Raw genomic sequence first — 16,128 nt, 5'->3', positions numbered from 1 at the left:
CGATTGTGGGAACAATAAAAACAGGCTTTGATCTATGTCGAGCAAGATTGAACAGGCAACCTTGGGCGGGGGTTGTTTCTGGTGTACGGAAGCCGTTTTCCGGCAACTCAAGGGAATTGAGTTGTGTGAATCGGGCTACAGCGGGGGCAGCGACCCCAACCCCAATTACGACAAGGTGTGCGGCGGGAGAACCGGGCATGCCGAGGTGATTCGGCTGCACTACGACCCCGAAATCATTTCGTTTCGCAAAATTCTGGCGGTCTTTTTTGCCATCCACGACCCCACCACCTTGAACCGTCAAGGCAATGATGTGGGAACCCAATACCGCTCGGTTATTTTCTTTCACACGCCCGAGCAGCGCGACACAGCCGTGGCGTTCGTCGAAGACTTGGAGAAACGGAAAATTTTCCGAGACAAAGTGGTGACCGAGATTTCGCCGTTGCTGAATTATTTTCCGGCTGAGAAATACCACCAGGAATATTTCGAGAACAACCCCATGCAACCCTACTGCGCCTACGTGGTGGCGCCCAAGGTTGAAAAAGCCGAAGACCTGTTCGGCGACCTGTTTAAGCGTTAGTTATCTGGCGTTTATCCATGCAGTTCGCGATGGCCCACGCAGCCATTTGCATGCCCATGGTGGCAGTCACTGTGACCACCGAGCCGTAACCCGCGCAATTCAGGCCAGCCGCTGGTTCGCAGGTGTCACTGCGCTTGACTTGCTCTGCTGAATAAAAAACCGCCACACCCAGTTTTTTCTTGGGGTCTTTGGCGTATCCATGCTCGCGGCGCAGTGTGTACCTCACCTTGGCAAGCAGGGGATCGTTGGTGGTGTCGCGCAAATCGGCCGGTTGCACCAGCCAGGGTTTGGTTTTTCCGCCAGCACTGCCAGACAACACCACGGAAAGGTTCAAACGCTTGGCCCAATTCACCATGGCCACCTTCGCACGCACATTGTCGCAACAGTCCAGCACCACTTTGTATTCGCCAGCCGCAGCAGCAAATTCAGTCAATAGCGCCTGTGCATTGTCTGGCTCCAGAAATGCATCCACCAAGGTAACTTGGCACTGCGGAAAATAGCCATGAATGTGATCAGCCAAAGCCTTGATTTTTTCTCGCCCCAAGGTGGCATCACAGGCCTGAATTTGCCGATTGATGTTGCTTTCAGCAACGTGGTCCATGTCGACCAGCGTAATGCGCCCCACCCCGCTGCGCGCCAAAGCCTCAACTGCCCAGGAACCCACGCCACCCACACCCACCACCATGGCATGAACGAGCTGGTTGAGAAACGCATGTGTGCCATCACCGTACAGGCGACTTATTCCGCCAAAACGTCGATCCAGATCCGAGTGCTCGTCCGTTGGTTCAACCATTAACGTGCTTCCAGATCCACGATGGTGACAGCCACTTCTCGCGTGTCATCGCCCCGCATCACAAGCAGCTTGGCAGTGCCGCCTACGCCGATCGCCTCCAGTGCTTTGGACAGCTGCAACACATTGGCCACTGGCTTGCGGTCTACGGCAATAATGATGTCGCCCACCACACCAGCCTGCAAATCAAAGGGTTTCAAGCCAGCTTGGGCTGCAGGCGAACCTGGCTCAACACCCATGACTGCAATGCCACGAATACCCAGGCGGCGGGCCAGCGACTCATCAGCCACCGCAATTCCGATACCGGGGCGGGGTAAAGTGCCACGCTCAATCAATTGCGGCACAATTTCATTGACCAAATCAACAGGAATTGCAAAGCCAACGCCTGCCGAAGTACCGCTTTGAGAAAGAATGGCGGTGTTGACACCGATCAGGCGCCCAGCGGAATCCAGCAAAGGCCCCCCCGAGTTGCCTGGGTTGATGGCCGCATCGGTTTGAATGACATCGGGTATTTCGCGCCCGTTGCTTACAGGCAGGGTACGCCCAAGGGCGCTGACGATGCCCGCTGTGAGCGTTTTGGACAAACCGAAGGGGTTACCAATTGCAAATACCGATTGCCCCACCAGCAAGTCGCCAGACGTTCCCACAGGGATAGGCCGCAAGTTGGCGGGCTTGTTCACCAAACGGATCACTGCGAGATCGTACGAGGGGGCGATACCCACCAAACGAGCCGGCAGTGGTTCCGAATCATCAAGCTGAACGCGAATGCGACTGGCACCCTCCACCACATGGGCATTGGTCACAATGTGACCGGCATCGTCCCAAATGAAGCCTGAGCCTGTACCTTCAGCCACACGCCTGAAAAACAGTTGACCCTGCACGCTTTCCGTAAAAATGTACGCCACGGAGGCCTTGGACACCTCGAACAGCTCAACCACGCTTTTTTCGCCAGCGGCGAGATCACCCCGTGCCTCCACCACGCGTGGTGTGACATTTTCGGGGCGACTGGTGAACAGGTTTTCGATGCTCGACTGGTTGTAAAGCACATACAACAAGGCCACAAACAACACAAAGGCAAGCAATGCGGTGACTGACGCACCGCGTTGATTCTGGTTCGGTTTCACGAATTTGGATCCTGCTGGTTAACTTCGGGATTCGGGTTGAATTGAAAACGTTGCGCCACCGTGCTTGATTCGATGGGCACCAATTTCAACGTGCAAGTGCGTTGCCCCGTGGACGTGCTTTTATCGCGACGCAGTTTGGTGCGGGCCGCAATCAGGGTATCGGGATCTACTTCGGGCACCGCCCAACTGGCATCGTGAACCAGCTCGCTATTGCTTTCGTGCAGACCCTCAGCAAGAAGGTCCATGTCATTGCTGTGCAACAGACCAATGCCGTGCTCTCCCTCAATCAGCACCCTACCCTGTTCATCCTGATACATGCCCAACGGCCAACACACAAGGCCGGTGTGAGTGCTCAACATTAAAGCGCCGTGCTCCAGCGGGTGAATTCGATACACCCAAGGTGTGTAGGCCAGGTGCACATAAGCCTTTTGAGGGCCATTCTGAAAATAGTAGCGGCCATCGGCCTCACAGCCGTAATTGCGCGCCATGAAATTCAAAATCCGCGGATGGCTGATTGTCAATCCTTCCGGCACCGGCCCGGTGAGCAACCAGTCGCCCTGCAGGCTCAGCTTGAGCCAACCGGCGATGGCCGGCACATTGGGCCAACGTGCCAGTGCTTTTTCAACAAGATCATCCACCACTTGCTCCTGTGTGCTTCGCCGAGTGCTGCGCAAAGAAAGCATCGCACTGCTTGGGCAACCAGTCCAGCCCCAAGCGCAAGCTGCGACCATTGGCAAAGCCCACATGGCCGCCATGCTCGGTAAACAGGCACTTTACTTTCGAAGAAACTTCATTCGGTGTCGGCAAATGTTGACCGCTCATAAAGGGATCATTTTTTGCGTGAATCATCAACGTGGGCACTGCAATGTGTTTCAACAAAGGCTTGGCCGAGGACACGGCGTAATAATGTTCTGCATCCCGAAACCCGTGCCAGGGTGCTGTGACACGATTGTCGAAGTCGAAGAAGTCTTTGCAATTGGCGATGTCTTCAGCCTTGCCCAATTCGGGGAAGCGCTTGACCTTGTCAATTGACTTTGGAATCAAAGTACCTAAAAACATGCGCGTGTACACCAGGTTGAATCCTTTGGCGAGCGACACAGCACCCGCCAGCAAATCAACTGGCGCACTCACAGACGCTGCGGAACTGATTATTTCACCAGCCTGTTCCTGCTGCTCACCCAACCACTTCAACAACACATTGCCGCCCAATGAAACACCGGTGACATGCATGCTTCTTACGCCAGGAAGGGTAGTGCGCAGGCGGCGCAAAATCCAGTCCATTTCGGCAGAATCGCCAGAATGATAGGCGCGCGGCATCCAATTGTTTTCGCCCGAACAGCCCCGAAAATGCACAACCACCCCCAAGGCCCCTGCCAAGCGAGCCTGATTCATCACGGCAAGGCTGTAGTGGCTGCGCGAGCAACCCTCTAGCCCATGAAACAGCACCCAGAGTGTGTGATGTTTTGCCGCGTGTTCAGGAGATTCTGTGAAATCAAGGTCGATGAAATCGCCGTCTGGCGTGTTCCAGCGCACACGGTGATAGTGCACGCTGGGTTTGTTGGCCCAACGAGCGGCCATGATGGTTTGAGAGTGGCCATCGGGAAGCCACCAGGGCGGACGATACACCATACTGCCTAAGCCCGGTTAATGCAGCGTAGGCTGCGGGTCGAAGTCGGACAGGTCGTCCTCGACCATTTCTTCGGAATCCATGGCTGGGCTTGCGTGATGCATCACGATTTTCCAGCCATTCGGTCCCTTGTGATACACATTGGTCGCATTCACCTGCACCACATGGGGTTCACCTCTTGAGCTACTCATCATCACTTGCTCAACAATGTTGTGCACCGACACCATCACGCCTTCTACTCGGTGCACAGGCACCACACGAATTTGCAGAGCGCCCGCAGAAAGAATTTCTTTCCACGAGTCACGTACATCGTGATAACCCTCCACACGTGGGCCGCCAGGGTGAATGCACACCACATGCTCATCATCAGCCCAAAGGTCCATCAGGGCTTCCAGATCGGCCGCTTCGAGTGCCTCGTAAAAAGCTTGCTCGATGTCTTGCGGTGAAGAATGAATAACTTTGGCTCGGGACATTCAACGCACTCCAATGGGTATTAATGTGTTTTGAATGATGTTTTTAACGGGGCTCACTGAAACACCACTGTTTTTGATCCGTTCAAAACCACGCGGTGCTCACAATGCCATTTCACCGCACGGGCCAACACCATGCATTCGGTGTCGCGCCCTCGGGCGGTCAATTCCTCTGGGGTTAATGAATGGTCAACGCGCGCCACGTCTTGTTCAATAATCGGCCCCTCATCCAGATCGGAGGTCACATAGTGCGCTGTTGCCCCAATCAACTTGACACCCCGATCAAAGGCCTGTTGGTAGGGCTTGGCGCCCTTGAAGCTGGGCAAAAAGCTGTGATGAATATTAATCACACGTCCCAACATGTCGCGGCACAATTCAGGCGACAAAATTTGCATGTAACGGGCCAGCACCACCAAGTCAATTTTTTCGCGCTCAATAATTTGGCGAATTTGTGTTTCCTGAAGCTCCTTGGCCTCCGCTTTCACGGGCAAGTGGTAGAACGGCACACCATACGAGGCTGCCAGCAACGCAAAATCCTGATGATTGGAAACAATGGCAGGAATTTCACAAGGAAGCTGGCCACTTTTCCAGCGAAACAGCAGATCGTTCAAGCAATGCCCGAACTTGGATACCATCAGCAACACGCGAGGCTTCACACGGGCATCAAAAAACTGGTATTTCATGGCGAAAGGCGCTGCGACCTTTGCGAAATTGGCCTGCAATTCCACTTCGGTCAACTGGCTTTCAAGCGGCAATGAGAAATGCACTCTCAGGAAAAAGAGATTGGTGGACTCGTCACCAAATTGGGCAGAGTCAAGAATGTTGCACTGTTGGTCAAACAAAAATTTGCTGACGTTGTAAACAATGCCCGTGGTGTCGGGGCAAGAAATTGTCAGGATGTAATCACGCATGGTAAGGCCAGGGTGCGTTGAAAATGGGCTTGTAAGATCATACTCCCTGAGAAGCAGGCACCAGCTGTTCGGACACCATTTTCGGGTGGAGCTTTTTCAGGCAATCGGTGTGGCCCAGTGGGCACTCCCGCTGAAAACAGGGGCTACACTCCAGATTGAGGTAATACACCTTGGCCTTGCTGCTCAAGGGCGGCGTGTGGTGCGGGCTACTGGAGCCGAACACGGCATGCACCTGGACATTCAGGGCAGCGGCCACATGCATCAAGCCGGAATCGTTGGTCAGCAACTGGCTTGCCGCCGACATCAACGCGACAGCCTGCGCCAAACTTGTTTTACCCGCCAGGCTACAGGCGCGGGTTTGCAAATCCAGAGGCAGCAGACCGAGAATTTCCCCACAAAAACCAGAATCCTTGGGGCCACCAAACAGCACAGCCCTCTGGGCGGGGTTGCGCAGCAAAAACTCGGTGGCCACTTCAGCAAAATGCCCGGCTGGCCAGCGCTTGGCTGGACCGAACTCAGCACCTGGCGCAATGGCCAAAAAACCGGGTTGGAGATCAAACTCGGCACATGCCTCAGTGCGCATGCCCGCCTCAACATTCAACACCGGAAACTCAAGTACATCAGCGGAATAAGCCCCAAGTTGTCCGTACCACTCGATCATGGGTGGCTTGGCTTTTTTGGAAGGCTTGGACAGAGCATGCGTCAGCACCGCCGTGCGTAGTTCTCCGCTGTAGCCAACCCGTTTTGGTATGCCAGCAAACCAGGGCACCAGTGCTGATTTCAGGGAATTGGGTAAAACCACCGCCATGTCGAAGCCGCGCCCGGCAAGGGAGGCGCCCACTTGTTTGCGCAAGCGCCACTGTAATTTGCCATGGGAAAAGGGTTCAACCTGCACAGCACGAACAGCGTGGCTGAACTGGTATACAGGTGCTGTCACCGGCGGAGCGAGCACATGAATTTCACAGGGGCGGCCGTCAGCAAACCGCAGGGTGTTGTCTTGATGCAAGGCTTGGATCAGCGACAGGCTCATGACCGCATCGCCAATCCAATTGGGAGCAACAATTAAAACCTTCAATGTGCGTGTACTTTTGCACCAGGCTTCAAGGTATACACCGTGCCGCAATAAGGGCAGGTCGCCTTGCCTGTTTTGGTCACATCCAGGTACACCTTGGGGTGTGTGTTCCAAACCGGCATGGCCGGGTTGGGACAAAACGCGGGCAGCTGGTCGCCGTCAAGTTGCACAGTTTCGTGTTTTGCTTTTTTGTCACTGATCATGATGTTTTACACCCGGGTCAGCCAGTGTTCGTATTTTTCATTTCGACCATACACCACATCGAAATATCGCTTTTGCAATTCTTCAGTGATTGGGCCACGTGTGCCGGCACCGATGGTTCGGTTGTCCAGTTCGCGTACAGGCGTTACCTCCGCGGCAGTACCCGTGAAGAAACACTCATCAGCAATGTAAATATCGTCGCGAGTCAGGCGCTTGCTTTTCACTTCCAGTCCCATTTCACGGGCCAGAGAAATAATGGTTGAGCGGGTAATGCCAACCAGGGCCGAGGCGATTTCAGGCTCAAAAATACAGCCATCTTTAATCACGAATACGTTTTCGCCTGCGCCTTCGGCCACAAAACCATCCACATCCAACAGCAGCGCTTCGTCGTATCCGTCTTGCACTGCCTCGGTATTGGCCAGAATTGAGTTGGCGTAAGTGGCAGCAAACTTGGCACGTGCCATGGTCACGTTCACATGGTGGCGTGCGTAGGACGATGTTTTTACCCGAATGCCTTTCTGCAAACCTTCTTCACCCAGATAGGCGCCCCAAGGCCAGGCCGCAATTGCCACATGGGTTGCTGCACCCTTGGGTGATACACCCATTTTCTCAGAGCCGTAGAAGGCGATTGGGCGGATATAACAGGAATCGAGGTTGTTGGCGCGCACTACTTCGCAACAGGCGTCCATGATCTGCTCACGGGTGTATGGCATGTTCATGCGATAAATGTGGGCCGAATTGAACAGGCGGTCGGTGTGCTCTTTCAACCTGAAAATGGCAGGCCCTTTGTCAGTTTTATAGGCACGTTCGCCTTCAAACACTGACAAACCATAATGCAAACTGTGGGTAAGCACGTGAATTTGAGCTTCACGCCACGGCACAAGTTTGCCGTCAAACCAGATAAAGCCATCGCGATCGGCCATTGACATGCTGAATTCTCCGAAATTCCAAGATTTACCAAACCGTCATATTCTACAACCCAACAAGCACCGATTTGGGCCGATCACGTTGACTCGGTGAAGAATGAACCACTATAGTGCAATCAACCATCATAAAAAAAGAAGTACACCTATGAAGCAATGTCTGGCGAATGCTCAACCCCGTTGGACGCGTAGAAAACAAGAGCGCCCACAAGAACTACTCGATGCCGCACTGACCATTTTCAGCGAAAAAGGATTCGCTGGAGCCCGCCTTGAAGACGTGGCCAAAAGCGCAGGCGTGAGCAAAGGTACGGTCTACCTTTATTACTCCAACAAGGAAGAATTGCTGAAAGCCGTGGTGAAGGAACATGTTTCACCCATTGTGGAAGAAGCAAAAAGCCTGCTGGAACCCGAGAAAAGCTCGGCCACCCTGATTCGCGAAGCCATTCACCTGTGGTGGCTGAAATACGGATCAACCAAGCTGAGCAGCATCACAAAAATTGTGCTTTCTGAGGCCAATGCCTTTCCCGAATTGGCGCGCTTTTTCTATGACGAGGTCGTTCGCCCTTGGTGGGACTACCTGGAATCTGTGCTGAAACGTGGCATTTCCCGCGGAGAATTCACCGACATCGACACGGAGTACGCCGCACAGGTGCTGTGCGCACCCTTGGTAACACTCGGGCTGTGGAAGCGAACCATGGACGGTTGTTGCGGCGTGGAAACCAACCCGATGCGCTACATTGAAGCGCATATTCAAATGGTGCTGAATGGTTTGACCTGCCCGCAGACATCGCGTGTTGCATAAAATTTGCTAAAATAGCGAGTTATCCATTTTCCCCACGCGAGAACCCGCCATGGACTTCGAGAAAGCCCGTTTCAACATGATTGAACAACAAATCCGCCCCTGGAACGTGTTGAACCAGAAGGTGCTTGATTTGCTTGAAATTATCAAACGCGAGAATTTTGTGTGTTCCGGGCTGGAGAAACTGGCCTTTACCGATTGCGACCTTCCCATTCGCGTCAATGGCGCCGACACGGGCGAGGCCATGTTCAGTCCGAAAATGGAAGCCCGCATTCTTCAAGAGCTGGAACTGGGCACACATGAAAAAGTTTTGGAGATTGGCACAGGTACAGGCTATATGGCCGCGCTGATGGCGCAACAGTGCGCCCATGTCACCACCATCGAATTGAACCCGGCTGTTGCTGAACTGGCTCGCAGCAACTTGAAGAAAAATGGCATTACACGCGTGAAGGTGCTTGAGGGCTGTGGATTTCAGCTGGCTCCAACGCTTGGCCAGTTTGACGCCATTGTGCTGTCGGGCGCGACTCCTATCATGCCTGCCGGCTTGCTTGAAGCAGTCAATCCGCTGGGGCGCCTGATGGCAGTGATCGGTCAGGCTCCAGCCATGCAGTTGGTGCTGGCTCGGAAATCCCGCGATGGCCAACTGATTACAACGCCTTTGTTTGAAACCATGACCAAGGTGTTGACCAACGCACCCAAAGCCAGCGAATTCGTATTCTAAGGACACGGGACTCATGACCCAGCCCGATCAACCAGTTCTGATACGACACACATCGGGCTTCAAATACTTGCTGCTCAGCGCTTTGCTGGTATTGCTGATTATTGTAGTTGCCAGCCACTCGGCACGGGCGCAAACCCATACGCCACAAAACGAAACTCCCCAAAACCTACTGGCGCTGTATGGCCTGGCCAAACAGAATGACCCTGCCTTTCGAGCGGCGGCTTCACAATTGCAAGCCGACCTTGAAACTGAAAACCAGGCATTTTCAGCTTTGCTGCCCAACATCAATCTTGGAGCACGTATTGAAAAACAGGACAACACCTATGATGCGTTTGGTATGTCGATTGACGCCAGCCGCAACCCCGGCACCTACAGCCTGGTACTGAACCAGGTACTGTTTCGCCCCCAGGCTTGGGAAACTTACAAACAAAGCCAGTTGAGCGGAGAAGTGGCCAAGCTCAGTTTTCAGCAGGCCGAACAGGACCTTGTTTTAAGGTTGACCCGCGCCTATTTCGATTTACTGACTGCGCAAGACGACCTGGCCAGCATTCGTGATCAAAAGGTCGCCATTACAGAGCAACTTGCTTTGGCTAAAGCCAATTTTGAGGTGGGCAGTGCCACTGTTACCGACCAACAAGAGGCGCAAGCCCGATTCGATCTGACTGTGGCTCAAGAACTGGCTGCCCAGAACCAGCTGGCTCAGCGCAAACTACAACTAGAAACCATTGTGGGCATTCCAGTGGATAAACTGGCCACACTGACACCGACCACGCAACTGAGTGCGCCCACGCCAAACACCGCGGAAGCGTGGGCCCAGCAAGCACGAAACAATAATCTGACAGCTCAGCAAGCGAGGCTGGCAAAACTGATTGCCAAAGGCGAGAGTAACAAGGCCAGGTATGGTCACCTGCCGACTCTTGACCTGACCGCCCAAATGGTTGAGACCGAGCAGCAGATTTTTGATGGCAATAGTGGACGCCCCTTCGACCTGGGTGTGGATAGCACCACGATTGGCTTGGTAATGAACATACCGATTTTCAGCGGTGGCGGTACTCAAAGCCAGGTGCGCCAACAAGCAGCACTGCTGGAAAAAGCGACAAACAATGTAGAACTCGCAAGCAGAAACGCCACGCAGGCTGCGAAGTCGGCATTTTTGGGAGTTCAAACCAGCCTTGCACAGGTCAAAGCCCTTGAAACTGCGCTGGCCTCAAGTGAACTGGCACTGCAATCCAACAAAACTGCCTACGAAGTAGGGATTCGGATCAACGTCGACGTATTGAATGCCCAGCAACAGTTCAATGCCACGCAACGCGACCTGTCAAAGGCCAAGTACACCAGCCTGATCAATATGCTTGAGCTTCAAGCGGTGGCGGGGCAGTTGAATGCTGAAAGCGTGCAGCAAATCAATCAGCTTTTGGTTCACTGAGCCTATCAGCCGCAGGCAATTGTGTTGGCAGGTTCAGCACATCGAAGCTACGCTGGGTAGCCCCACGATGCCCTCGAGCATACGCAAAGGCTGCTTTCTTGGCCTCATCGAAGCCTTGAAAACCACTCAAGTAAAATTCACAGGCAGCCAGCAAATGCTCGAATCGGCGAGCCGCTCTCGCGGCCAGCGCATCCTCTGCAGCTTTGGCAAAATTGAAAGTATTTGGACCCATCCACACCGGGCAACCATAGGCGCAGGCCTCAATCAGGTTTTGCCCACCAAAAGGCAACCAGGAACCACCCAGCAACGCCAGATCAGCCACGCTGTAATAAGCAGGCATTTCGCCCATGGAATCGCCCAACACCAGGCGAGCCTGGCCGAAACCCGCCAAGGCGATATTGCTGCCCGCATTGAATGAGGCACTTCGACGTACAGGACGAGCCACCCCCATGCGCGTGGCTGCCTCAGCCATCAATTCAAACACCGCATCAAAACGTTGAGGGTGGCGTGGCACAATCCACACGCTGGCCTTGGGCATGCGTTTGAAAAACTGACAGCGGTTCAAGGCATCGAGTAACAAAGCCTCCTCGCCCTCGCGACTGCTGGCGAACAACACCACTTGCTCAGCCTGAGCGGCCTCTCGCCAGTCGCGCCCCATGGTTGCCAGATCGGGCTTCAGCGCCACATCAAACTTGAGGTTGCCACACACCGCATCAACAGGTCGACCAATTTTCTCGAACACAGCAGCATCGGCCTGTGTTTGGGCAATCAAGGTGCCTACACTTTGCAATACGGGCCTGCTCACCAGCCCCAATTGCGCCAAGCGCTTACCTGTGTTGGGTGAAACCCGGGCATTGAGCAAGGCAGTGTGCACTTTGGCCTTGGCTGCCCCCAACAGCAAATTGGGCCACAATTCGGTTTCAACCACCCACAGCGAATGTGCGCGCACCTGCTTGAGTGTGCGGGCCACCAAGTAAGGCAAGTCATAAGGCAGGTAAAAAAACTGAACCTGATTCAATGTTGAATAAAGCTGACGGCAGGTGGCCAAACCGGTTGGCGTGGTACAAGAAACTGCCCATTCGTGTTGGGGATACACTTTGGCCCAGTGCTGCACCAAAGGGGAAACGGCATGGGCCTCACCCACTGACACAGCATGCACCCAGATCCGTTTTTGACCCGCAGATACCGCCCTGAACACTGGCAAGCGCGCAAAAAAGCGCTGACCCCATCCGTGCCGATATTCGGGTTGTCGCATACCGCGTTTGAGCAAATACAAAGCCAAAACTGGCTGAAGCAAAAAAAGAATCAGGCTGTAAAGCCACAAAAAGATGCGAGCCGATACACTCAAAGTTTATTTCCCCGTAGCAAACGCGTTGCCGCCTCGAACACCTCGCCCACAGCAGGCTCTCGACCCACATCACCCAAACTAATAGCATGAGGGTTAAAGCGCGGGGCGAATCGCCAGGCCGGCGTGGCAAAAAACAAAGCGACCATGGGTAAATAATGCGCGGCCGCCAAATGCGTTATACCGGTGTCCACGCCAATCACAAGACCAGCCTTTTCCAGGCGGAGACGCAATTCGCCCAAAGCCATTCGGGGCAGCACTTCAACCCGGGCTATACCGGATGCAATTTTTTCTGCCTGCTGTTGTTCAGCATCGCTGCCCCAAGGCAGTTTGACTGCATATCCGAGGTCGGAGAATCGATGTGCCAATTCTCGCCATTTGACGATTGGCCATTTTTTTTCATCACGGGCCGTGGCATGTAAAAACCAGATTTCCGCGCCGCGGGGAATGGCAGGAAGAACCTTTTGAGGGACAACGTCATAGAAAACGGGCTTCCCAAGCAGACGATAGCCCAACAGCCCCGCTGCCAATTCTCGCAAACGCTCGACCGCATGGGCCTGCGGATCCCAGCCAGCCCGCTTGGAATAAAAGAGACAAGCCAGGCTTTCTTTGGCATAAGAAAAACCAGGGCCCATCAGGGTACCCTTGGCCGTGCGCGCCAGCACTGCACTTTTGATCAGACCCTGCAAATCAACAATGGCATCGTATTGCCTGTCAGCCAATCTGTTTCTCAACAGTTTCCATTGCTGCCAGGTGTAACGAAGTCCCTGCTTGCGCCACTTGCGTAAATTAACCGGGACTACCTCGTGAATATGGCTACTGCCACGCACGAGGTCAGCAAATGGCTCCTCCACCATCCAGTCGATCTGAATGGAAGGATCGTGGGCATGAACATCATTCAAAACCGGCAAGGCATGAATGACATCGCCCATGGAAGTGGTCTTAACAATTAAGATACGCTTCATCTAGCGCTTAGGGTGATCGCAACCGCATCATTGTAAGCGGCAAGCGAGTAACCATTCCGAATCCGCTCAGCCAAGGAACGATAAATTTGAACACAGCAGCCAACAACCGCATTGCCTTGTCCGCCGTGCTGATCACCTTGAATGCCGGCAAACAACTCGCTGCAGCCTTGGAAAGTCTGCAATTTTGCGCTGACCTGGTCGTGGTGGACTCCAACAGCAGTGACAACACCGTTGAAGTCGCGGAAAAATTCAGCGCACGGGTGGTGCAGCAAAACTGGCTTGGATTTGGCCCACAAAAACAGTTTGCCGTGGCCCAAGCCAAACACGATTGGGTGCTGTGCCTGGATGCGGACGAACGTGTAACACCCGAGTTGGAACGCAATATACGGGCAGTCATTCAGCAAGCCGAACAGGGGCTTTTACCCACCGATGTTGCCGGGTTTGACATGCCCCGCTGTAACTTTTTTCTGGGTCGCTATCTTCGCCATGGCGAAGGCTACCCGGACTACTCGCGCCGCTTGTTCAACCGACGCATGGCAAACTGGAGCAACGATGCAGTCCATGAGAAAGTGGAAAGCAGCACATCAAGCGCCCGCTTTGAAAAACTTGAAGGTGATTTGCTGCATGAGTCTGCAGAAAGCCTTGAAAGCTACCTGAACAAGCAAAATCGCTACACCAGTATTCAGGCACACACTTTGGCTGCGCGCGGAAAATGGCCAGGGATCAGCAAACTGGTGCTGTCGCCGGTGGTTCGGTTCATCAAGTTTTACGTGGTGCGAAAAGGGTTTCTGGATGGATGGCCAGGCTTTGTACACATCGCTGTTGGGTGTTTCAACAGCTTCATCAAGTATGCAAAGACCCGGGAGTTGATGCAGCAAAAACGTGACCGCTAATTGGCGTGCGGCGTGCGCTCAAAGAATTCCAACATTAATAGTCGGCATTGAAACAAAACGCTGCCAGCGCACAAAGCCCCGGCAGCACTGAACTCTGGATCAGTGACCCAGAATTTTCGACAGGAACAACTGCGCACGCTCGGAGCGTGGTGTGCCAAAAAAGTCTTCTTTGGTGCAGTCTTCAACAATATTGCCTTGATCCATGAAAATAACCCGGTCAGCAACCTTGCGTGCAAAACCCATTTCATGGGTTACGCACATCATGGTCATGCCTTCTTGGGCCAATTCCACCATCACGTCGAGTACCTCATTCACCATTTCAGGATCGAGCGCGGAGGTGGGCTCATCGAACAACATGCAAATTGGGTCCATCGACAATGCGCGTGCAATCGCAACACGCTGTTGCTGACCACCCGACAACTGCCCGGGAAATTTCTCGGCCTGGGCTTTCAAACCCACGCGATCCAACAAACCCAAACCCTTGGCAACAGCCTCTTCCTTCGAACGACCCAGTACTTTGATTTGCGCCAAGGTCAGGTTTTCGGTGATAGTCAGGTGCGGGAACAATTCAAAGTTCTGGAACACCATGCCCACGCGTGAACGCAACTTGGGCAGATCGGTGCCTTTGGCACCCACCGAGATGCCATCTACCGTGATCGTGCCTTCCTGAAAAGGCTCCAGCATATTCACTGTTTTGATCAGGGTTGATTTGCCAGAACCCGAAGGACCGCACACCACCACCACTTCCCCTTTTTTAACAGAGGTTGTGCAATTGGTGAGCACCTTGAAACTACCGTACCACTTACTTACTTTATTGATTTCAATCACAGTGCTCTCCTGTTATCGAATGATTTGAGTTTTTTTCTGGAGCGCCTTGACCAGCATGGACATGCTGAAACAGATCGCCAGATAAACCAGGGCCACAAAGGTGTACATCTCAACCAACGCGCTGTCGCGCTGCGCAATTTTCGACGCAGCACCCAGGAAGTCGGTAACAGACAACACATACACCAGCGAGGTGTCCTGGAACAAAATAATGGTTTGGGTCAACAACACGGGAAGCATGTTGCGGAAAGCCTGTGGCAGCACAATTTTTGCCATGGTCAAGCGGTAGTTCAAACCCAACGCCTGCGCGGCAGCCACCTGCCCTTTGGGAATACTTTGAATACCGGCCCGCATGATTTCACAGAAAAATGCGGCTTCAAACATGATGAAAGTGATGTAGGCAGACCGGTCGGGACCAATTTGCGGCGGACGTTCGTAACCCATCACGGACTGCAGAACCACCGGCACCAGAAAGTAGAACCAGAAGATCACCAAAATCAAGGGAATGGAACGCATGAGGTTCACGTAACCTGCTGCGATCATTGCCAATGGCTTGATGCTGGACAAACGCGCCAATGCCAAAAGTGTGCCGAAGAAAATACCGCCCAGACACGCCACTACGGTAAGCTGCACCGTGTAGCCCAAACCTTGCATGAGGTAGGGCAATGAAGTGCTGATTGCACTGAAGTCAAAGTCGTTCATTATTTACCCCCCGTGATGTAACCGGGCACCGCGGTTCGGCGCTCGACCAAAGCCATGACACGGTTCACCGACATGGCCACAATCACGTACAGCACCGTGGCGGCAATGTAGGCCTCAAAAAACGCAAAGGTAACCTCACCCATTTCACGGGTTCTGAACGTGAGTTCGGTCAGGCCAATGGTTAATGCCACCGATGAGTTTTTAATCAGGTTCATGGCCTCGGAGGTCATGGGCGGCACAATGATTCGGTAAGCCATCGGCAACAACACGAAGCGATAGGTTTGACCCTCGGTCAAGCCCAGGGCATAGCCTGCTGCACGTTGCCCACGAGACAGCGACAAGATGCCTGACTTGACCTGCTCAGCCACCCGGGACGCGGTAAACAAGCCCAGACAAACCACAGAGGCTAGAAATTGTACGAAGGTGGGGTCTTGCTCAATCGACCACTCTTTCAGGGCCGGGATAAACTCTGGCACGACAAAATACCAGAGAAAAAATTGAACAATCAACGGGATGTTGCGGAATAATTCCACATACGCATTGCCCAGAAACGCCAGAGGTTTGCTGGAGGCTGTGCGCAATACACCCATCAAAGAACCCACAGTGAAGGCAATGACGCCCGCAACTGCAGATGTGGCAAGGGTCCACAGCAAGCCGGAAAATAACATTTCCCACCAAACCAGGGTTTCGCCTTCCACGATCGGCTGAAAAAACAACAGCCAATTCAGGTCGCTATTCATTTTGGATACTCCCGAGT

19 protein-coding genes are annotated in these 16,128 nt (G+C 53.5%); 5 read left to right on the top strand and 14 right to left on the bottom strand.

Features of this window, described 5'->3' with window-relative positions; translation table 11 throughout:
• Nucleotides 1–34: 34 nt before the first annotated feature.
• Nucleotides 35–577 carry a peptide-methionine (S)-S-oxide reductase MsrA gene (gene msrA, locus LMED105_RS06825; protein ID WP_008249610.1) on the top strand — a complete coding sequence of 181 codons (543 nt, stop codon included), beginning with the start codon at nt 35–37 and terminating at the stop codon, nt 575–577.
• On the opposite strand, the gene LMED105_RS06820 is transcribed toward msrA, so the two are convergent.
• Genes LMED105_RS06820 through LMED105_RS06780 form a run of 9 tightly spaced genes read right to left on the bottom strand, consistent with a single transcriptional unit; the run spans nt 567 to nt 7,701 of the window.
• The gene (locus LMED105_RS06820) at nt 567–1,370 is read right to left on the bottom strand and encodes a ThiF family adenylyltransferase (protein ID WP_008249609.1); all 804 of its coding nucleotides are present in this window, start codon (nt 1,368–1,370) and stop codon (nt 567–569) included. The genes msrA and LMED105_RS06820 overlap by 11 nt on opposite strands.
• A complete protein-coding gene (locus LMED105_RS06815) occupies nt 1,370–2,491 on the bottom strand; it encodes a S1C family serine protease (protein ID WP_008249608.1) in 1,122 nt (373 codons plus the stop codon). The genes LMED105_RS06820 and LMED105_RS06815 overlap by 1 nt, the downstream gene beginning before the upstream one ends.
• A complete protein-coding gene (locus LMED105_RS16230; protein WP_198006807.1) occupies nt 2,488–3,129 on the bottom strand; it encodes a DUF2946 family protein in 642 nt (213 codons plus the stop codon). Before LMED105_RS16230 ends, LMED105_RS06815 begins: the two co-directional genes overlap by 4 nt.
• The gene (locus LMED105_RS06805) at nt 3,122–4,120 is read right to left on the bottom strand and encodes a YheT family hydrolase (protein WP_008249606.1); all 999 of its coding nucleotides are present in this window, start codon (nt 4,118–4,120) and stop codon (nt 3,122–3,124) included. The genes LMED105_RS16230 and LMED105_RS06805 overlap by 8 nt, the downstream gene beginning before the upstream one ends.
• 15 nt (nt 4,121–4,135) lie before the next feature.
• Nucleotides 4,136–4,591: a nuclear transport factor 2 family protein gene (locus LMED105_RS06800; protein ID WP_008249605.1), complete on the bottom strand. Its 456-nt coding sequence runs from the start codon at nt 4,589–4,591 to the stop codon at nt 4,136–4,138.
• Between the two features lie 53 nt (nt 4,592–4,644).
• A complete protein-coding gene (gene purU, locus LMED105_RS06795) occupies nt 4,645–5,499 on the bottom strand; it encodes a formyltetrahydrofolate deformylase (RefSeq protein ID WP_008249604.1) in 855 nt (284 codons plus the stop codon).
• A gap of 37 nt (nt 5,500–5,536) precedes the next feature.
• Nucleotides 5,537–6,574, bottom strand: coding sequence for a lipopolysaccharide heptosyltransferase II (waaF, locus tag LMED105_RS06790; RefSeq protein WP_008249602.1), 1,038 nt, complete (start codon nt 6,572–6,574; stop codon nt 5,537–5,539).
• Entirely contained in the window at nt 6,571–6,774 is a 204-nt protein-coding gene (locus LMED105_RS06785) for a zinc-finger domain-containing protein (protein ID WP_008249601.1), read from the bottom strand. The genes waaF and LMED105_RS06785 overlap by 4 nt, the downstream gene beginning before the upstream one ends.
• A gap of 6 nt (nt 6,775–6,780) precedes the next feature.
• Entirely contained in the window at nt 6,781–7,701 is a 921-nt protein-coding gene (locus LMED105_RS06780) for a branched-chain amino acid transaminase (protein ID WP_008249600.1), read from the bottom strand.
• A gap of 142 nt (nt 7,702–7,843) precedes the next feature.
• On the opposite strand from LMED105_RS06780, the gene LMED105_RS06775 reads away from it, so the two are divergent.
• From LMED105_RS06775 to LMED105_RS06765, 3 genes are read left to right on the top strand one after another with little or no spacing between them, the layout of a single operon-like run.
• A complete protein-coding gene (locus LMED105_RS06775; protein WP_008249599.1) occupies nt 7,844–8,497 on the top strand; it encodes a TetR/AcrR family transcriptional regulator in 654 nt (217 codons plus the stop codon).
• Between the two features lie 49 nt (nt 8,498–8,546).
• Complete coding sequence (locus tag LMED105_RS06770; RefSeq protein ID WP_008249598.1) at nt 8,547–9,215, top strand: protein-L-isoaspartate O-methyltransferase; 669 nt, start codon at nt 8,547–8,549, stop codon at nt 9,213–9,215.
• 13 nt (nt 9,216–9,228) lie between these two features.
• Nucleotides 9,229–10,641, top strand: coding sequence for a TolC family outer membrane protein (locus LMED105_RS06765; RefSeq protein ID WP_008249597.1), 1,413 nt, complete (start codon nt 9,229–9,231; stop codon nt 10,639–10,641).
• Here the strand turns inward: LMED105_RS06765 and LMED105_RS06760 are convergent.
• Nucleotides 10,619–11,989 (bottom strand): 3-deoxy-D-manno-octulosonic acid transferase, encoded by a 1,371-nt coding sequence (locus tag LMED105_RS06760; RefSeq protein ID WP_008249596.1) that lies wholly within the window; start codon nt 11,987–11,989, stop codon nt 10,619–10,621. The genes LMED105_RS06765 and LMED105_RS06760 overlap by 23 nt on opposite strands.
• On the bottom strand, nt 11,986–12,951 hold the full coding sequence (gene waaC / locus LMED105_RS06755) for a lipopolysaccharide heptosyltransferase I (protein WP_083797122.1): 966 nt from the start codon (nt 12,949–12,951) through the stop codon (nt 11,986–11,988). The genes LMED105_RS06760 and waaC overlap by 4 nt, the downstream gene beginning before the upstream one ends.
• Before the next feature lie 86 nt (nt 12,952–13,037).
• On the opposite strand from waaC, the gene LMED105_RS06750 reads away from it, so the two are divergent.
• Complete coding sequence (locus LMED105_RS06750; RefSeq protein ID WP_008249593.1) at nt 13,038–13,844, top strand: glycosyltransferase family 2 protein; 807 nt, start codon at nt 13,038–13,040, stop codon at nt 13,842–13,844.
• Between the two features lie 99 nt (nt 13,845–13,943).
• On the opposite strand, the gene LMED105_RS06745 is transcribed toward LMED105_RS06750, so the two are convergent.
• The 3 genes from LMED105_RS06745 to LMED105_RS06735 are packed head-to-tail and all read right to left on the bottom strand — an operon-like array spanning nt 13,944 to nt 16,111.
• The gene (locus LMED105_RS06745) at nt 13,944–14,672 is read right to left on the bottom strand and encodes an amino acid ABC transporter ATP-binding protein (protein ID WP_008249591.1); all 729 of its coding nucleotides are present in this window, start codon (nt 14,670–14,672) and stop codon (nt 13,944–13,946) included.
• A gap of 12 nt (nt 14,673–14,684) precedes the next feature.
• On the bottom strand, nt 14,685–15,371 hold the full coding sequence (locus LMED105_RS06740) for an amino acid ABC transporter permease (RefSeq protein ID WP_008249590.1): 687 nt from the start codon (nt 15,369–15,371) through the stop codon (nt 14,685–14,687).
• Nucleotides 15,371–16,111 (bottom strand): amino acid ABC transporter permease, encoded by a 741-nt coding sequence (locus tag LMED105_RS06735; RefSeq protein WP_008249589.1) that lies wholly within the window; start codon nt 16,109–16,111, stop codon nt 15,371–15,373. The genes LMED105_RS06740 and LMED105_RS06735 overlap by 1 nt, the downstream gene beginning before the upstream one ends.
• Nucleotides 16,112–16,128 lie beyond the last annotated feature (17 nt).

This window comes from Limnobacter sp. MED105 (genome assembly GCF_000170915.1).
Taxonomy (GTDB): domain Bacteria; phylum Pseudomonadota; class Gammaproteobacteria; order Burkholderiales; family Burkholderiaceae_B; genus Limnobacter.
The sequence above is the reverse complement of the archived record's forward strand: the minus strand, read 5'-3'. Positions and strand labels throughout refer to the sequence as shown.

Coding starts and splice junctions, on each gene's coding strand:
- msrA (WP_008249610.1), top strand. CDS start 35: ATGTCGAGCAAGATTGAACAGGCAACCTTGGGCGGGGGTTGTTTCTGG.
- LMED105_RS06820 (WP_008249609.1), bottom strand. CDS start 1,370: ATGGTTGAACCAACGGACGAGCACTCGGATCTGGATCGACGTTTTGGC.
- LMED105_RS06805 (WP_008249606.1), bottom strand. CDS start 4,120: ATGGTGTATCGTCCGCCCTGGTGGCTTCCCGATGGCCACTCTCAAACC.
- LMED105_RS06800 (WP_008249605.1), bottom strand. CDS start 4,591: ATGTCCCGAGCCAAAGTTATTCATTCTTCACCGCAAGACATCGAGCAA.
- purU (WP_008249604.1), bottom strand. CDS start 5,499: ATGCGTGATTACATCCTGACAATTTCTTGCCCCGACACCACGGGCATT.
- LMED105_RS06785 (WP_008249601.1), bottom strand. CDS start 6,774: ATGATCAGTGACAAAAAAGCAAAACACGAAACTGTGCAACTTGACGGC.
- LMED105_RS06780 (WP_008249600.1), bottom strand. CDS start 7,701: ATGTCAATGGCCGATCGCGATGGCTTTATCTGGTTTGACGGCAAACTT.
- LMED105_RS06775 (WP_008249599.1), top strand. CDS start 7,844: ATGAAGCAATGTCTGGCGAATGCTCAACCCCGTTGGACGCGTAGAAAA.
- LMED105_RS06770 (WP_008249598.1), top strand. CDS start 8,547: ATGGACTTCGAGAAAGCCCGTTTCAACATGATTGAACAACAAATCCGC.
- LMED105_RS06765 (WP_008249597.1), top strand. CDS start 9,229: ATGACCCAGCCCGATCAACCAGTTCTGATACGACACACATCGGGCTTC.
- waaC (WP_083797122.1), bottom strand. CDS start 12,951: ATGAAGCGTATCTTAATTGTTAAGACCACTTCCATGGGCGATGTCATT.
- LMED105_RS06740 (WP_008249590.1), bottom strand. CDS start 15,371: ATGAACGACTTTGACTTCAGTGCAATCAGCACTTCATTGCCCTACCTC.
- LMED105_RS06735 (WP_008249589.1), bottom strand. CDS start 16,111: ATGAATAGCGACCTGAATTGGCTGTTGTTTTTTCAGCCGATCGTGGAA.